Raw genomic sequence first — 15,383 nt, 5'->3', positions numbered from 1 at the left:
TGGTTCCCTCGGGCGGGCACACCGCGCGTCGCCGCACGCGCCCGGTCGATGCATCCGCCGCCGGTCAGTTCGCGGCGGAGCCCTGCTCGCGGAGTTCCTCGTAGTCGGGGACCGCCACCCGCGCTCCCCCGTCCATCGCCGACGCGTGCGCGCAGATGCCCACGGACGTCCAGTTCGCCGCGGTGACCTCGTCGATCGCGGACGCCCGCTCCTCGACGATGCTCCGGATGAACTCGTGTGCCAGATGCGGGTGCGAGCCGCCGTGGCCGCCGCCCTGGACGAAGGAGAGGTGCTCGTTCTCGTCGTCGTAGACGCCACGCGTCGTGAACGGAGCGATCTGAGGCGGCAGCCGGTGCCCGAAGTCCGGGATCCCGATGCTCTTCGGCTCCTCCCCGGTGTGCAGCACATGCCCGGAGCCCTGCGTCTGCTCCCATTCGAAGCTCGCCCGGCTCCCGAACACCGTGAAGCTCTCCACGTACTCACGTGCCGTCTCGAAGAGCGAACGCGCGATCTCGGCGCCGACGGGTGTACCGCGGAGGGTGATCAGGGCGCTTTCGACGGCGAACGGTGAACCGTACTTCTCGGCGAGGCGCGGGGAGATGCGGCCGGAACCGATGCACACGACGCTCTCCGCCAGCGCACCGGCGAGACTCAGCACCGGACTCACCGCGTGCGTCGCGTAATGCATGGGCGGCAGTCCTTCCCAGTACCCGGGCCAGCCCGCCATTTCCTGGTAGTGGGCGCCGCGCAGGAACTGGACCCGGCCAATGGTGCCGTTCGCCACGAGATCGCGGACGTGCAGGAACTCGCGGGAGTAGACGACCGTTTCCATCATCATGTAATTCCGGCCCGATTCCCGGACGGCGGCGACAATCTCCCGGCATTCGTCGAGCGTCGTGGCCATCGGCACCGTACACGCGACATGCTTGCCGGCCCGGAGCGCCGCGACGGTGTGCTCGGCATGTTCCGGAATCGGGGTGTTGATGTGGACGGCATCGATGCCGGGGTCCCGCAGCATCGCGTCGAAGCTGGTGAACCGGCCCGGGACACCGAAGTGATCGGCGACCTGCGTCAGCGCCGTCTCGGTGCGCTGGCAGACGGCCGCCAACTCGGCATCGGGGTGGGCCTGATAGATGGGGATGAACTCGGCACCGAATCCGAGGCCGGCAATCGCCACCCGTACCTTCTGCGTCATCGTTGACCTCCCATGGCCGTGTAGATTACGAACGGCGGTGGAGACCAAGCCATGCGTTATCCCGCAGTCTGGCTTAGAGTTTTTACATGCCCGCCCACCGGACTCGTCACGTCGCGCTGCTGGTCGAGACCTCGAACGCGTACGCCCGCGGTGTGCTGGTGGGCGTGAAGAAGTACGTCGAGGCCCACCCGGGCTGGTCGATGTATCTCGCCGAGCACAGCCGCCACGAGACCGACTTCTCCTGGCTCGAAGACTGGCAGGGCCACGGCGTACTGGCCCGCATCGAAAGCGCCGAGACCGCTTCTTTCATCCGGCGGCTCGGTCTGCCCACCGTCGATCTCAGCGCCGCCCGGCTCGTGCCCGAACTACCCGGCGTCGAGACCGACGACGGCACGATCGCGCGGTGGGCCCTCCGGCACTTCGAGGAACGCGGACTGCGCCACTTCGCCTTCTGCGGCGACGAGAGATTCGGCTGGTCCCTGAAGCGCGGCGCATGGTTCGCCGAGCACGTGCGCGAGCGTGGCTCGGTTCCGCGGGAGTTCCGGATGAAGTCCACGGGCATGCGCGCCGCCGACCGCGAACTCCTCGCGGAATGGCTCCGCGGCCTTCCCAAACCTGTCGGTGTCTTCGCTTGCTATGACATTGCCGGTCAGGAAGTGCTGGAGGCATGCAAGACCGCCGACCTGGCGGTGCCGGACTCGGTCGCCGTCATCGGTGTCGACAACGACGAACTCATCGGCAACCTCACGACCCCGCCGCTGTCGAGCATCGAGCCCGACACGACGCGGACGGGATATCTCGCCGCCGAACTCCTGGACCTCATGATGCAGGGCCGCGTCCTCGAACCGGGCCTGCGCCTGATCGAACCGACCCGGCTCGTCACCCGGCAGTCCTCGGACATCCTGGCCGTGGACGACCCCCTCGTCGCCGAGGCGCTGCGGTTCATCCGCGACCGCTCGGACCAGAATCTCGCGGTCACCGCCGTCCTCAGGCATATCGGGCTCTCCCGGCGCGCACTCGACCACCGTTTTCTCCGGAGCCTCGGCCGGACCGTCCACGGCGAGATCGTGCGCGTCCGGGTGGCCCACGTCGCCGAACTGCTCTCCTCCACGGACTGGACCCTCCAGCAGATCGCCCAGCGCCTCCGCTTCAGCCATTCCGAGTACATGAGCGTCGTGTTCAAGAAGCACACCGGCAAGTCACCGGGCCAGTACCGCCGGTCGGTGAACGGGTCCGTCGCCCGCCAGGCTTTCTGGAGTGAGTAGCCGCACGAGTCGGTGACATGTACGGCGCGTCCGTGCCGCGCACGGCCGGTTTCCACCCGGTCCTTTCACACCGGGCCCGGGTCACGCGGTGCCGCGGGCAGCCACACGCGCATGGTGGCGGGACCGCGCTCCGCCCAGCGGTGATAGGGGGTCAACGGCAGCTCCCTCGCGGGCCCGGAGGACGCCGCCGGCCCGGGCTCCGGCGCGTAGGGCCAGGCGGGTTCCGCCTCCGGGGCATGACGGGGCGCGGGCACCGCGCGTGCCAGGACGGTGCCGTCACGCTCCACGGGCGGGGCGGTGGTGTCCAGCAGGACGTCGTCCAGGCTCAGGCCGTCCGGCAGATCGGTCGACTCGGCGCAGTACACGAGCGGTCCCCGCTCGACGGCGACGCTGCCGCGCAGGGCGTCGATGCGGCGGTCCGGCCAGGTGAAGCGGGAGGTGACGGGGAGGTTCAGCCGGATCTCCTCGCCCGGCACGAGGACGCGGTCGACCACCACCGGGCCCGGGGCGGCGGGGCGTTGCCGGCCACCCTCGTGGAGCACCGCGCCCCGTGCCCACCCGGGCACCCGCAGCCGCAGGGCCATCGCGCCCGCGGGCGCGTCCACCACCCGGACCGTCACCAGTCCTGCCACCGGATACGCCGTCTCCACCTCCACGGCCACCGTCCTGCCGTCGCCCAGCTCGGCCGCGATCCGGCCGCTCGCGTACTGCAGCAGCGTCAGCTCCCGCGGCCCTGCCGTGGCCAGGTAGGTGTGCCAGGAGGCCAGGGTGCGGGCGACGTTGGTGGGACAGCACGAGACGTCGAACCAGGCCGCCCGGGTGCCGCCCTCGGCGCGCGGGCTGACCTCCCCGTCGGCGGAGCGGCCGGGACCCTCGCCCCGAGTGCGCTGCTGGAGCGGGTTGGCGTAGAAGAACGCGCGGCCGTCGGCGCTCGGCGAGGTGGCGACGACGTTGAAGAGCGTGCGCTCCATCAGGTCGGCGTAGCGCATGTCGCCGGTGGCCAGGTGCAGTCGCCAGGACACCATGACCGACGCGACGCCCGCGCACGTCTCGCAGTACGCGCGGTCGGGCGCAAGCTCCCAGTCGTCGCCGAAGCCCTCGTCCCGGTGCCGTGAGCCCATGCCGCCCGTCAGATGCGTACGGCGGGCGACGGCGTGGGCCCACTGCCGCTCGACGGCGGCGATCAGTTTCCGGTCGTCGCGCTCCACGGCCACGTCCACGGCGCCGGCCGCCAGATAGAGCTGGCGCACGGCGTGGCCGCGCCAGCCGCCGGCCTCGCGGACGGGCACGTCGTCCTGGAAGTATCCGGCGCCGCCGATGCCGAACGGCACCGCCAGGGTGCGGTGGCCGCGGCGGTCGAGGAAGAGCTGCGCCTGGTCGGTGTACGCGGGCTCGCCGAGGGCGCGGCCCAGTTCGGTGAGGGCGGTCTCGATCCCGGGGTGGCCGCAGACGCCCTTCAGCCCGTCGGGGCCGAAGGTGGCGCAGACGTGGTCGGCGGCCCGGCGGGCGACGGCGACGAGTTCGTCCTCGCCGGTGGTGCGCAGCCGGGCGACAGCGGCCTGGAGGAGGTGCCCGGTGCAGTACAGCTCGTGGCCGAACTCCAGGTCGCTGTAGCGCGGCGGGCGGCCGGGGTGCCCGTAGCAGGTGTTGAGGTAGCCGTCGGGGTCCTGGGCGCGGGCGATACGGGCCGTCAGCCGCCGTACGGCCGCGCCGTGAACGGGGTCGCCGGTGCTGCCGTACTCCCACGCCAGCGCCTCGACGAGCTTGTAGACCTCGGAGTCGGCGAAGGACCAGCCGGCCCGGTCCGGCCCGGTCGTACCGTCGGCGACACGGTCGAAGTTGGCGAGCCAGCCGAGCCGCTCCATCCACCGCTCGCAGTGCGCCAGCGTGGCCGCGGCGTTGGTCCGCTGCAGGTCCTGCCAGAATCCGCCGCCGGTGGGCGTCACCTCCGCCAGACCCAGGGGGCGCCGTTCGCCCCTGCTCGGGACGACCGGCCGGCCGCCCCTGGGATCGGTGCCGCCTGGCACCCGGGCCACCTGCGCGTTCTCCTTCATGCGGTCGCCGCCGCGCCGGTCACGCCCAGCGGCACGTCGGCGCCTTCGCGGGTGAAGACGGGGATCCGGTCGAGGGGGGCGGCGGCCGTGACCGCGCTTCCGCCGTCGTACGTCCGGCCGGTCGCGGCGCAGACCCAGCGGGCGCCGGCCGGCAGGTACACCTCCCGGGCGCGCTGCCCGGCCTCGGCCACCGGCGCGACGAGCACGTCGGGGCCGAAGAGGAACGCGTCGTCCACGGTCCACGTGCGCGGGTCGCCCGGGTGGTCGAGGAAGAGCGGTCGCATCGGCGGCAGCCCGGTGCGGGCGGCGGTGGTCATCTGCTCGTGGAGGTACGGACGCAGCCGCTCGCGCAGGTGCAGGAGCCCGGCGATGATCCCGTACGCCTCGTCGCCGTAGGACCAGACCTCGTTGGGGCCGCCGGTCTGGGCGTACGAGGTGGGGGTGCGCGGCTCGCGGTCGCCGTGCAGCCGGAACAGCGGGCAGAACACGCCGAACTGGAACCACCGGATCATCAACTCCCGGTACGCGGGGTCGCGGGCGTCGCCGCCGTGGAAGCCCCCGATGTCGGTGGTCCACCACGGGATGCCGGAGACGGCGACGGACAGCCCGGCCCGTATCTGCCGCCGCAGCGACTCCCAGGTGGCGGGGATGTCGCCGGACCAGAGCGCGGCGCCGTACTTCTGCGCGCCCGCCCACGCGGAGCGGCACAGCAGCACGGTCGGCCCGGCACCGTCGGCCGCCATGCCCTCGGCGAAGAGGCGGGCGTTGTCGCGGGGATAGACGCCGGCGACCTCGGCGCCCGGACCGGCGTAGAGGGCGAGGTTCTCCGGCTGGGCGGGATTCAGCTCGGGCTCGCAGGCGTCCAGCCAGAAGACCCGGATGCCGGCGTCTCGGTAGCCGCGCCGGATCCGCTCCCACACGTACGCCCGCGTCTCGGGGTTGGTCGGGTCGTAGAAGGCGACGGGCATGGGCACGGCCATGCCCTTGTCCTGGATGGTCTGGTGGAACTCCACCCCCTGCGCGGTGCCGGCGAGCAGCCCGCGGTCGCGGTAGTCGGGCCAGGACTCGGCGAGCGGCGAGACGGTCGGCCAGACGGAGACCATCAGCTCCACGCCCTGCTCCGCCAGTTCTTCGACCATCGCCCGGGGCTCTGGCCACTCGGCGGGATCGAAGCGGTGGTCGCCCATCGCCGGCCAGTGGAAGTAGTCGGCGACGATCACGGACAGGGGCAGGCCGCGGCGGCGGTGCTCGCGCGCGACGGCGAGCAGCTCGTCCTGGTCGCGGTAGCGCAGCTTCGACTGCCAGAAGCCGCTGGCCCAGCACGGCAGTTCGGGGGCGTGCCCGGTGGCGTCGGCGTACCGGGCGAGGATCCCGGCGGGCGTCGGCGCCGCGGTGAGCCAGTAGTCGATCTCCCGGGCGCGGCCGGCCTGCCACCGGGTGCCGTTCTCCGCGAACTCGGCCCGGCCGACGGCGGGCAGGTTCCACAGCAGTCCGTAGCCGCGGCTGGAGAGCACGAACGGGATGGACACCTCACCGTTGCGGTGGACGAGGTCCAGGGCCAGGCCCTTGAGGTCGAGCCGGCCGTGGGTGCGCTGGCCCATGCCGTAGAGACGCTCGCCGGTGTACGCGGTGAACCGCTGGCGGACTTCGTAGGCGCCGGTGCCGTCCCCGCGGAAGACGCGGGCGCCGGGCAGCCAGAAGTGCTCGCGACTCTCGGCCAGCAGCTCGGCGCCGGTGCTCGTGCGGGAGAAGGCGAGCAGCGGCTCGGGGTACGCGGCGCGGCGGTCGAAGGCGGCCGTCACGGTCAGCTCCCCGTGGACGAGGACGGCGCGGTCGCCGTCGACGGTGATCCGCGGGGGTGCGGGCGACGGCGGAAGCTCGCCGAGAGCGCCGTGGCTCTCCGCCGGGAGCCGGAAGGGCGCGGCCCGTACGCGGACGCTGTCCGCGCCCCATGCCTGGACGGTCAGCACCTCGTGCCGGTGGCGGATCTCCAGAGCGGTCCGGGTCGGTCGGAAGCTCACCATGTACGCGTATTCCTCACAGGTGGGGTCGTCGTGGCGTCATCTGCGTCAGTCCTTGACGGCGCCGGCGACGACGCCGCCGGCGACGAAGCGCTGCGCGATGACGAGCAGCACCGCCGCGGGGACGGACGCGACGACGGCGGTGGCCATGATCGAGTTCCATTCGGTGGTGTTGTTGCCGATGTACTGGTAGATGCCGAGAGTGATCGGGATCGCGTCGGCGTTGCGGCTGAGGGTGGAGGCGAAGACGAAGTCCGACCACGCCCACAGGAACGCGAACAGCGACACGGTCAGCAGTGCGTTGCGGCTCAGCGGCAGGACCACGGAGACGAACGTCCGCCAGGTGCCCGCGCCGTCGATCCGCGCGGCCTGCAGCAACTCGGCCGGGATGCCGGACATGAAGGCGGTCAGCACCATGACGCCGAAGGGGACGGCGATGGTGGAGTCCGCGAGGATCAGGCCCCAGACGGAGTTGAGCCAGCCGAGCCGCACATAGACGGCGTAGAAGCCGATCGCCATGACCACGCTGGGGATCATCTGCGCGACCAGCAGCAGGAACCCGACCGCGCCCACGCTCCGCGGACGCAGCCTGGCCAGTGAGTACGCGGCGGGCGCGGCGACGGCGAGGGTGAGCGCGACGCAGCCCAGGCCGATGCCCAGGCTAGTGGTCAGCGCCGGGATCTGATCGCGCAGCACGTCGGCGTAGCCGGCGAAGGTGGGGTTCCGGGGGAACCAGTGCGGCGGGTCGGCCCGCATGTCCCCGGTCCTGGTCAGCGAGACGTTGACCATCCAGTAGACGGGGAAGAGCATCACCGCGGTGAACAGGATTCCGAGCGCGGTCCTGCCCCGGCTGGCGCGCCGGGTCCGGTGCCTGGTCACGATGGATCCCCCCGGCGCGCCCGGCCCTCAAGGCGGATGTAGAGGAGGCCGAAGGCGAGCGCGAGGAAGATGAGCAGGTTGCCGGCGGTGGCGGCGGGCGAGAAGTCGGGCAGCCCGGTGCCGAATGCCTCGCGGTAGGACCAGACGGCGAGCGTGGTTGAGGAGGTGCCAGGCCCGCCGGTGGTCATGATCCAGATGACGTCGACCACCTTGAGCGTGTAGACAAGGCCGAGCAGCAGGGTGATCGCGGAGACCGGGCGCAGCAGCGGGAAGGTCACCCGCCGGAACTGCTGCCAGGCGCTCGCGCCGTCCAGGGCAGCCGCCTCGTACAGCTCGTCCGGGATGTTCTGCAGCCCGGAGTAGAGGATGACGAGGTTGAACGGGATGCCGAGCCAGATGTTCGCGATGATCACGGAGGTGAGTGCCCAGCCGGGATCGGTCAGCCAGTTGATCTGCCCGATGCCGAACGCCTCCAGGACGGAGTTCACGATGCCGTTGTCACTGTTCAGCATCCAGGACCAGGTCGATCCGGAGACGATCAGCGGCAGCAGCCACGGCACCAGGAACATGCCGCGCAGCAGTCCCGACAGCCGGAAGCCGTTGCGGAAGAAGACCGCGAGCGCGAGGCCGATGGCGTATTGCGCGGCGATGGAGACGAAGGTGAACACGAGCGTGTTGCGCAGCGCGGGGACGAAGGCGTCGGCGCCGATCACGTCGCGGTAGTTGGCGAGCCCGGTGAACTCGGCACCACCCTGCACGAACGAGCGGACGGTGTACTCGTGCAGGCTGAGGTCGACGTTCCGGAAGAGCGGATAGGCGTAGAAGGCCAGCAGATAGACGAGGAGCGGGGCCAGAAACGCGCGGCCGGCCCAGCGGACGGAGCGCTCCTGCGCGGTCCGCCCTCCGCGGCGCCGGGCGGACGGCTCCGCCGGGCCGGACGCCTGGGATCCTGAGCCCGCTGCCTGCGGCACGGTCGTGGTGGTGGTCTCCATGGTGCGGCTCCCGGTGCGGCGTCAGCCGCCGGCCTCGTCCTCGGCTGCCGACTGCGCTTCGCGCAGGGCGTCCTCGGGGCTCGTGGACCCGCTGAGCGCCTTCTGCACGGCGGTCCAGAGCTGCTCGGAGATCTTCGGGTAGTCGGTGCCGAGGTTGTCGCTTGTCCGGCCCCGGGCGGTGCGCACGGCCTCGGTCCACGGCTTGAGCCCGGCGTTCTTCGCGAGCAGCTTCTCCTGGCCGGCCCGCGTCGGCGGGATGTAGTACGCGAAGGTCGTCGCGGTCTCCACCATGCCCGCGGGCGTGGTCATGCACTCGACGATCTTCTTGGTGACGTCGTAGCGGGAGGTGTCGTCCTGCATGGGGGCGGTGATGAACTCGCCGCCCGTGGGGGCCGGGGCGGCCCCGCCGTCCTTGCCGGGGATCTGCACCACACCGGTCGGGAAACCGGCCTCCGCGGCGCTGTTGACCTGCCAGGTCCCGTTGACGGCGAAGGCGAAGTCGCCGGTGAGGAACTCCTCCCAGGTCGTGTTCTGGGAGTTGTTGATCACCGAGTTGGGCGCGTAGCCCTCCGCCAGCCAACCGGTCCACAGCTCCAGGGCCGAGACGGCCTGCGCCGAGTCGAGGTCGCGCAGTTCGGCGCCCGCGCCCCAGAACCAGGGCAGGAACTGGAAGGATCCCTCCTCGGTGTTGGTACCGGCGAAGGTGATGCCCTTGTGCCCGGCGCCGGTCGCCTTCCGCAGAGCGGCGGTGAGCGATTCCCAGTCCTCGACCGAGGCGGGGTCGACACCGGCGTCGTCGAGGACGTCCTCGTTGTAGTACAGCGCCAGGGTGTTGGCGCCGATGGGGATGCCGTACGCCTTGTCGTCCACGACCCCGGCCGCGAGCAGGTTCTCGTCGATGCCGGACGTGTCGAGCCCGAACTCGTCCGTGGTGGTGAGCATCCCGCTGTCGGCGAGGGTGGAGACGGCCGGGTTGTCCAGCAGGATGACGTCGGGCGAGGTGCCCTCCTGGGCGGCGAGCAGCGCCTGGTTCGTCAGGGCGGAGGTGTCGTACGCGGTGCGCTTGATGGTCACCCCCGCCTCGTCGCCGCAGGCGGTCACGCGCTTCGCCCAGTCCGAGGACTTGTCGTGCTGCGGATAGGGGTCCCACCAGGTGTACGTGTCGTCGGACTGATCGCCGCCGGTGCCGCCGGTCTTCGATGAGCAGGCGGCGGGCGCCGTCATGACGAGGAGCGCGGCGGCCAGAACGCCGGCGGCCCGGACGGGAGTGGGCAGGGATATCACGGTGTTCCTCCTTGGGCACGTGCGGTGCTGGGGTCCGCGGGCGGGGCTCCTGTGCTCCCTCGGTCGACGAGTTCGGGCGGCACGAGCCGCAGCACGTGCGGTTCGTCGCGGGCCGCGGGGGAGACGAGGCGGCTGACGAGCTGGCGCACCGCCAGCGCGCCCAGCAGGTCGGGGGCGGATTCGATGGAGGAGAACGGCAGCGAGAAGGTGCGGGCGAATTCGTCGGAGTAGCGGCCGATGACCGACAGGTCCCGCGACACCCGAAGGCCGCGCGCGTGCAGCACGGAGGGCAGGGCCGCGGCTGCGGCCTCGTTGTTCAGCAGCAGCCCCGTCGCGGCCGGATGCGCGTCGAGCAGTGCGCTCAGGTGCCGGCCGACGCCGGGCTGGCGGGAGAAGCCGAAAGCCGCGTGCAGGCGGATGCCGCGGAACCGCGCCTGCTGCACCACGGCGTCCTGCAGCCGCCATACGTACGCGCCGCCCCGCTCGATGACGTGCTCGGGCTGCGATACGAGGATCAGCTCGCGGTGGTGCAGCCGGTGCATGTGGTCGACCATCGCCCGGCCGGCGGCCTCGAAGTCCAGGTCGAAGACGTCGACGCCGGTCGGGTCGCCCGGCAGCCCGACGAGCGCCCCGGGCTGGGGTGCGTCGCGCAGCAGCGGCAGCCGGGCGTCGTCCTGCGCGACGTTGAGCAGGACGACGCCGTCGACCATGCGGGAGTCGGTGATCCGGCGCAGTGCCCTGGCCCCGTCCGCCTCGGTGACGAGCAGGGTGTCGTAGCCCAGCTCGCGGGCGGTGTCGGAGACGCCCAGCATGTACTGGAGCATCGCCGGGGCGAACTCGTCCTCGTGGAACTGGGCGAGCAGCCCGAGGACCATGGTCTCCGCGGTGGCCAGGGCCCGGGCGCCGGCGTTGGGCGTGTAGCCCAGTTCCCGCGCGGCGTCCGCCACGCGCTGCCGGACCTCGGCGGAGATGGACCGCTTGCCGGACAGTGCGTACGAGGCGGTGCTGCGGGACACGCCGGCCGCGTGCGCGATGTCGCCGATGGTCACCATTCGGACCCCCTTTCCGGATGTGCTGCGGGCTACGGCTGCCCGACCGCGTACGGCGCGAGCGTGATCCTGTCGAGGACGGGCGCGTACTGCGAGCGCAGCAGCACGCCCGGCCAGGTGTCGGAGGCGTAGGACTCGCCGTCGAAGTTCGGCAGTTCCTCGGCGCGGAAGGCGATGGTGTTGTCGCCCCGCTCCAGCCGCACCGGCACGGTCAGGTCCCAGAAGTTGTTCTCGTGGAACGAGTGCGGGAACGTGACGCGCCGGGCCTCGCCGCCGTTGACGGACACGTCGGCGTGCCGGACGAGTGGGTCGGGGTTGTAGTGCGTGGCCTCGGACTGCTCGGGGTTGGCGTAGCGGACACGCATGGCGTACAGGCCGGCCGTGTCCGCGGTGACGCGGAAGGTAGCGGTGTTGCCGTTGCCCGGCTCGCCGCCGACGCCCTGCACCGCCTTGCCGCCGTCGGCGAGGGAGAAGTCCGCGACCTCGGCGGTACCGGCGAGGTCGGCCGCCTCGGCCTGGTACTCGCGCGGCTCCAGCACTCCGCCGCCCGGGGCGACGGCGAGGTGGTCGATGAGCACGGTGCCGGCGGTGGCGGTGACGGTGACCTTGTTGACCCCGCCGGAGAGGGAGACGGCCACCTCGCCCGACGCCCGGGTCACGTTCTGCACGTCCTGCCCGTTGACGGCGAGCCGGGACCGCCCCCCGCCGAGCGCGGCGACGCCGAGGCGCGCCTCGGCGTCGGCCTCCGAGTAGACCCAGAAGGTCGCGCTCTCGCCGTCGGCGAGCCGCGCCGCGCCGGCGCCGGCGCCGGTGGTGCTGCCGTCCTGCGGCAGGTCGTACACGGGGCCGCCGCCGTCGAAGGAGGCCAACTCACCCTCGTAGACCGCCTGGTCGGCCGTGGCGGCGGGCTGGGAGAGGGTGATGCGGTCGATGATCGCGTCGCCCTTGGTGGCCCCGGTGCCGTCGAGGCTCCGGGCGGCGAGGGAGAGGGTGTGTTCACCCTCGGTCAGCTCGACGGTGGTGTCGGCGTGGTCCCAGACCACCCACTTGTAGCCGAGCGGCAGGTGGAGCTCCTGCTCGTCCTCGCCGTCGACGCGGAGGAAGACGTTGGTCGGGCCCTGCTCCGCGACGAGGCCGTAGGTGTTGAGGGAGTTGGCGAAGACTCGGAGGTCGTACGTGCCGTCCGCGGGCACGTCGACGGTGAAGTCGAGCCGGACGTCGGAGCCCGTGCGCAGGCCCCCGACGTTGTAACCGCCGGAGGTGTAGAACTTGGACACCTCCTTCGGCGAGCCCTCGGGGCCGTTCAGGCTGTAGCCGGAGCCGGTGTGCGCGGCGTCCTCGGCCTCGTAGCTGCCCTGCCAGAGGGCGCGCGGCGGTGACGCATCCCCGCCGCCGCCCGGTGCCAGGACGATCTCGTACGCGGACGACTCCTCCAGCTCCGGCAGGTCGCCGCCGAAGTCGAACTCGACGGCGCCGTCCTGGACGTCGGCGTCCCCCTCGGCAACCGGCTCGGGGCGGTCGGAGTCGCCGATCTGGCCGGTCCAGGGGATCTCGCGGACCCAGGCGTGGACGGTGTCGCCGAAGACGGCGGCGGGCACGTTGTCGAACCGGACGCGGCTCGGGCCGTCCGCGCCCCCGAACAGCGCCCGTGCCTGCCGCTTCTCCTCATCCAGCGTGGCGACGCCCTGCATGGTGTAGTTCTCGCCGGGCGACGGCGGGGTGACCTCGACGGTGTGGCCGGACATGGCGCCGTAGGCGTTGAACAGCCACCACTGGCCGTTGCCGCGGTTGGACTGCACGGCGGAGTCGGAGATGTTGCCGTCGATGTTCCAGTACGCCATGTCGGCGTCGACCTTCGACTCCTCGATCGCGGAGATCCACTGAATCATCTGGCCCGGTACGGAGGTGTGGTAGTTGAACGCGTACTCGTTGACGTTCACGGGCAGCGGCGTCTTCTCCTCGTACGCGGTCCCCGCGAAGACCTCCTTCTCCCACGCGCGGTACGTCGCCACGCTGGTGCGCACCTGCTCGGGGTGGCTCAGCTCGTGCCAGGTGACGACGTCGGGCACCGTGCCGGCCTCGACGGTGTGCTCCAGGAAGCCCTTGACCTGGTCGTAGAGGATGCTGGTGTTGGGTCCTGCGATACGGGCGCCGGGCATCTTGCCCTTGATCAGCCGGTAGAAGTCGTCCCAGGTGGCGAAGTAGTCGGCGGGGTCGTCGAGCCAAGAGGTGCGGTCGTAGCTCCACTCGCCGGTGCCGAACATGTTGCCCTCGGGCTCGTTGAACGGCACGAAGACGATGTTGTCCCGGTACTCCTCGGGCAGTTCGAGCACCTGGTCTACCTGCTTGGCGATCTTCTCGCGGTAGATCGAGACCTTCTCCCCGGGGGTGTCGCCCTCCCACTGGTACGGGAAGCCCCGGTGGATGTCGGTCATGTAGATGTACACGTCGCCGCCGGTGGAGTCCGCGAGCGGTTTGACCACGTCGAGCGCGTCGGCGCCGGGGTGCTGGGGGCCGTCCTGGGCCTTGGTCGAGACGGTCCGGAGGTTCATTCCCTCGATGAGGTTGTTCGTCGGTACGTCCTGGCCGTAGAGGCCGTAGAGGGTGCCGGCGGCGCCGCCGTGGAACGCGCCGGTGCCGGCGGCCAGATCGATGCTCAGCTCCTGCTCGTCGGCGGTCGCGGCGGGCATCCCGAGGCCCGAGGCCAGCAGCCCGGCGCCCGCGGCGACGGCCAGTGCGTGACGCAGACCGCGGCGGGGCCGTTTCGCTCTCGTATGCACCATCGTCACTGCTCCTGTGAGTTGCCCGGTGGGGGGCGAACCGGTTCGACAGCGAGACTTTGTCGAACCGGTTCGACAACGTTCTGGTTCGAAATCTCAGACACAATTCGGGATCTCGTGCGGCAGGATGCTCGCTCCACCGGTGCGCGTCAATAGACCTCACACACATCCGCCGTCGGGGCGGCGAGGCGGGTACGGTGAGCCCGCACCGGCTGAACCGGGTCCGGTGGTACCGCACGCCGACCGGCACCACCGCGGGTGTCGTTGCCGAGGAGGGGCCGGATCGCGGGACACCGGGACCGTGCATTCAGGTCAGACGGATGACGTTCCAGGACATGGGCTCCAGCACGGCCCGCAGGACCCCGCCCGACAGCGCCGTGCCCTCCGCCCCGTGCGGGGTGACACGGTCCGGGTCGGCGGCGGTGTTGCGGGCCTCGGGGTCGGTGTCGGAGAGCACGCTGTGCCCGGCGATGCCGGTCACGCCCGTCCCGTGCACGGCGATCTCCACCGGGAGTACGGCCTGCTGCGCCCGGTTGACCGCGAAGACCGTGACGGCGCCGCTCGCCTCGTCCCGTACCGCCGTGGCGTGCAGCAGCGGGACCCGGCCGTAGCGCGCGGTGTCGTACGTCGGGGAGTCGGCGCGCACCTCCAGGACCGTGCCCCGGCCGTGGCGCGCCGCCTGCGCGAAGGGATGGAACGTGGTCTGCCGCCAGGCCGTGCCGCCCGGCTCCGTCATGATCGGCGCGATGACGTTGACGAGTTGTGCGAGGCAGGCCAGCTTCACCCGGTCCGCGTGCCGCAGCAACGCGATCAGCAGCGAGCCGACGACGACGGCGTCGGTGACGCTGTAGCTGTCCTCCAGCAGCCGCGGGGCCTCGGCCCAGCCGGGCGGGTTCCGGTCGAACTCGGCGTGGAAGCGGCTCTGGTACCAGACGTTCCACTCGTCGAAGGAGAGGTTGATCCGCTTCTCCGACTTCAGCCTTGCCCCTACGTGGTCGCAGGTGGCGACGACGTTGTCGATGAAGGACTCCATGTCCACGGCCGAGGCCAGGAAGGAGCCGCGGTCGCCGTCCACTTCCTCGTAGTAGGCGTGCAGGGAGATGTAGTCGACCAGGTCGTAGCACTCGGTGAGGACCGTCCTCTCCCACTCGGCGAAGGTCGGCATGGCCTGGTTCGAGCTTCCGCACGCGACCAGTTCCAGGCCCGGGTCGATCTGCCGCATCGCCCGCGCGGTCTCGGCGGCCAGCCGCCCGTACTCCGCCGCGGTCTTGTGACCCGTCTGCCACGGCCCGTCCATCTCGTTGCCCAGGCACCACAGCCGGATCCCGTACGGCTCCTTGCTCCCGTGCGCGATACGGAGGTCGGCCAGCGCCGTGCCCTGGGGATGGTTGGCGTACTCCTGGAGCTCGACGGCCTCGGCGACGCCCCTGGTGCCGAGGTTGAGGGCCAGCACGGGTTCGCAGCCCGTCTTGCGGAGGAAGTCGGCGTACTCGCCGAGCCCGAAGTGGTTGCTCTCCGTGGTCTGCCAGGCCGGGTCGAGGCGGCGCGGCCGGTCCTGCCGGGGGCCGACGCCGTCCTCCCACTTGTAGCCGGAGACGAAGTTGCCGCCGGGGTAGCGGACGGCGGTCACCCCCAGCTCGCGGACGAGGTCCAGCACGTCCGTGCGCAGCCCGGCCGGGTCGGCGGCGGGGTGGCCCGGCTCGTAGATGCCCGTGTAGACGCACCGGCCGAGGTGCTCGACGAAGGAGCCGAACAGCCGCGGGCCGGCCTCGCCCACGGTGAAGGCGGGGTCGAGGGTGAAGCGTGCGGTGGCGCTCATGGGTTCCTCTCTGTGGCTGCGGGGCCCGGTTCGCTGGACGGCTGT

General features: G+C 71.5%; 10 protein-coding genes. 1 reads left to right on the top strand and 9 read right to left on the bottom strand.

Features of this window, described 5'->3' with window-relative positions:
- Positions 1 to 64: 64 nt before the first annotated feature.
- Positions 65 to 1,243, bottom strand: coding sequence for a Gfo/Idh/MocA family protein (locus FB457_RS27975; RefSeq protein WP_216725732.1), 1,179 nt, complete (start codon positions 1,241 to 1,243; stop codon positions 65 to 67).
- Between the two features lie 38 nt (positions 1,244 to 1,281).
- Here FB457_RS27975 and FB457_RS27970 point away from each other — a divergent pair, with 38 nt between their 5' ends.
- Positions 1,282 to 2,460: a XylR family transcriptional regulator gene (locus tag FB457_RS27970; protein WP_047018943.1), complete on the top strand. Its 1,179-nt coding sequence runs from the start codon at positions 1,282 to 1,284 to the stop codon at positions 2,458 to 2,460.
- 65 nt (positions 2,461 to 2,525) lie between these two features.
- On the opposite strand, the gene FB457_RS27965 is transcribed toward FB457_RS27970, so the two are convergent.
- The 8 genes from FB457_RS27965 to arfA form a co-directional block, all read right to left on the bottom strand.
- Positions 2,526 to 4,496 carry a glycoside hydrolase family 127 protein gene (locus FB457_RS27965; protein WP_486589153.1) on the bottom strand — a complete coding sequence of 657 codons (1,971 nt, stop codon included), beginning with the start codon at positions 4,494 to 4,496 and terminating at the stop codon, positions 2,526 to 2,528.
- A gap of 14 nt (positions 4,497 to 4,510) precedes the next feature.
- Positions 4,511 to 6,538, bottom strand: a complete 2,028-nt coding sequence (locus FB457_RS27960; RefSeq protein WP_145783659.1) for a TIM-barrel domain-containing protein — start codon at positions 6,536 to 6,538, stop codon at positions 4,511 to 4,513.
- A 45-nt stretch (positions 6,539 to 6,583) separates the two neighbouring features.
- Complete coding sequence (locus tag FB457_RS27955; RefSeq protein ID WP_047020529.1) at positions 6,584 to 7,345, bottom strand: carbohydrate ABC transporter permease; 762 nt, start codon at positions 7,343 to 7,345, stop codon at positions 6,584 to 6,586.
- Positions 7,346 to 7,410: 65 nt separating this feature from the next.
- Complete coding sequence (locus FB457_RS27950) at positions 7,411 to 8,406, bottom strand: carbohydrate ABC transporter permease (RefSeq protein WP_145783658.1); 996 nt, start codon at positions 8,404 to 8,406, stop codon at positions 7,411 to 7,413.
- Between the two features lie 21 nt (positions 8,407 to 8,427).
- Positions 8,428 to 9,690, bottom strand: a complete 1,263-nt coding sequence (locus tag FB457_RS27945) for a sugar ABC transporter substrate-binding protein (protein WP_486589152.1) — start codon at positions 9,688 to 9,690, stop codon at positions 8,428 to 8,430.
- Positions 9,687 to 10,742 (bottom strand): LacI family DNA-binding transcriptional regulator, encoded by a 1,056-nt coding sequence (locus tag FB457_RS27940; RefSeq protein WP_047018939.1) that lies wholly within the window; start codon positions 10,740 to 10,742, stop codon positions 9,687 to 9,689. Before FB457_RS27940 ends, FB457_RS27945 begins: the two co-directional genes overlap by 4 nt.
- A 29-nt stretch (positions 10,743 to 10,771) precedes the next feature.
- Positions 10,772 to 13,522, bottom strand: a complete 2,751-nt coding sequence (locus FB457_RS27935; RefSeq protein WP_486589151.1) for a carbohydrate-binding protein — start codon at positions 13,520 to 13,522, stop codon at positions 10,772 to 10,774.
- 304 nt (positions 13,523 to 13,826) lie between these two features.
- Entirely contained in the window at positions 13,827 to 15,338 is a 1,512-nt protein-coding gene (arfA, locus tag FB457_RS27930; RefSeq protein WP_145783657.1) for an arabinosylfuranosidase ArfA, read from the bottom strand.
- Positions 15,339 to 15,383 lie beyond the last annotated feature (45 nt).

The organism is Streptomyces sp. CNZ287, assembly GCF_007827615.1.
The sequence above is the reverse complement of the archived record's forward strand: the minus strand, read 5'-3'. Positions and strand labels throughout refer to the sequence as shown.

Excerpts from the sequence above, each read along its gene's own strand:
- FB457_RS27970 (WP_047018943.1), top strand. The coding sequence starts at position 1,282 with ATGCCCGCCCACCGGACTCGTCACGTCGCGCTGCTGGTCGAGACCTCG.
- FB457_RS27960 (WP_145783659.1), bottom strand. The coding sequence starts at position 6,538 with ATGGTGAGCTTCCGACCGACCCGGACCGCTCTGGAGATCCGCCACCGG.
- FB457_RS27955 (WP_047020529.1), bottom strand. The coding sequence starts at position 7,345 with ATGCTCTTCCCCGTCTACTGGATGGTCAACGTCTCGCTGACCAGGACC.
- FB457_RS27950 (WP_145783658.1), bottom strand. The coding sequence starts at position 8,406 with ATGGAGACCACCACCACGACCGTGCCGCAGGCAGCGGGCTCAGGATCC.
- FB457_RS27940 (WP_047018939.1), bottom strand. The coding sequence starts at position 10,742 with ATGGTGACCATCGGCGACATCGCGCACGCGGCCGGCGTGTCCCGCAGC.
- FB457_RS27935 (WP_486589151.1), bottom strand. The coding sequence starts at position 13,522 with ATGGTGCATACGAGAGCGAAACGGCCCCGCCGCGGTCTGCGTCACGCA.
- arfA (WP_145783657.1), bottom strand. The coding sequence starts at position 15,338 with ATGAGCGCCACCGCACGCTTCACCCTCGACCCCGCCTTCACCGTGGGC.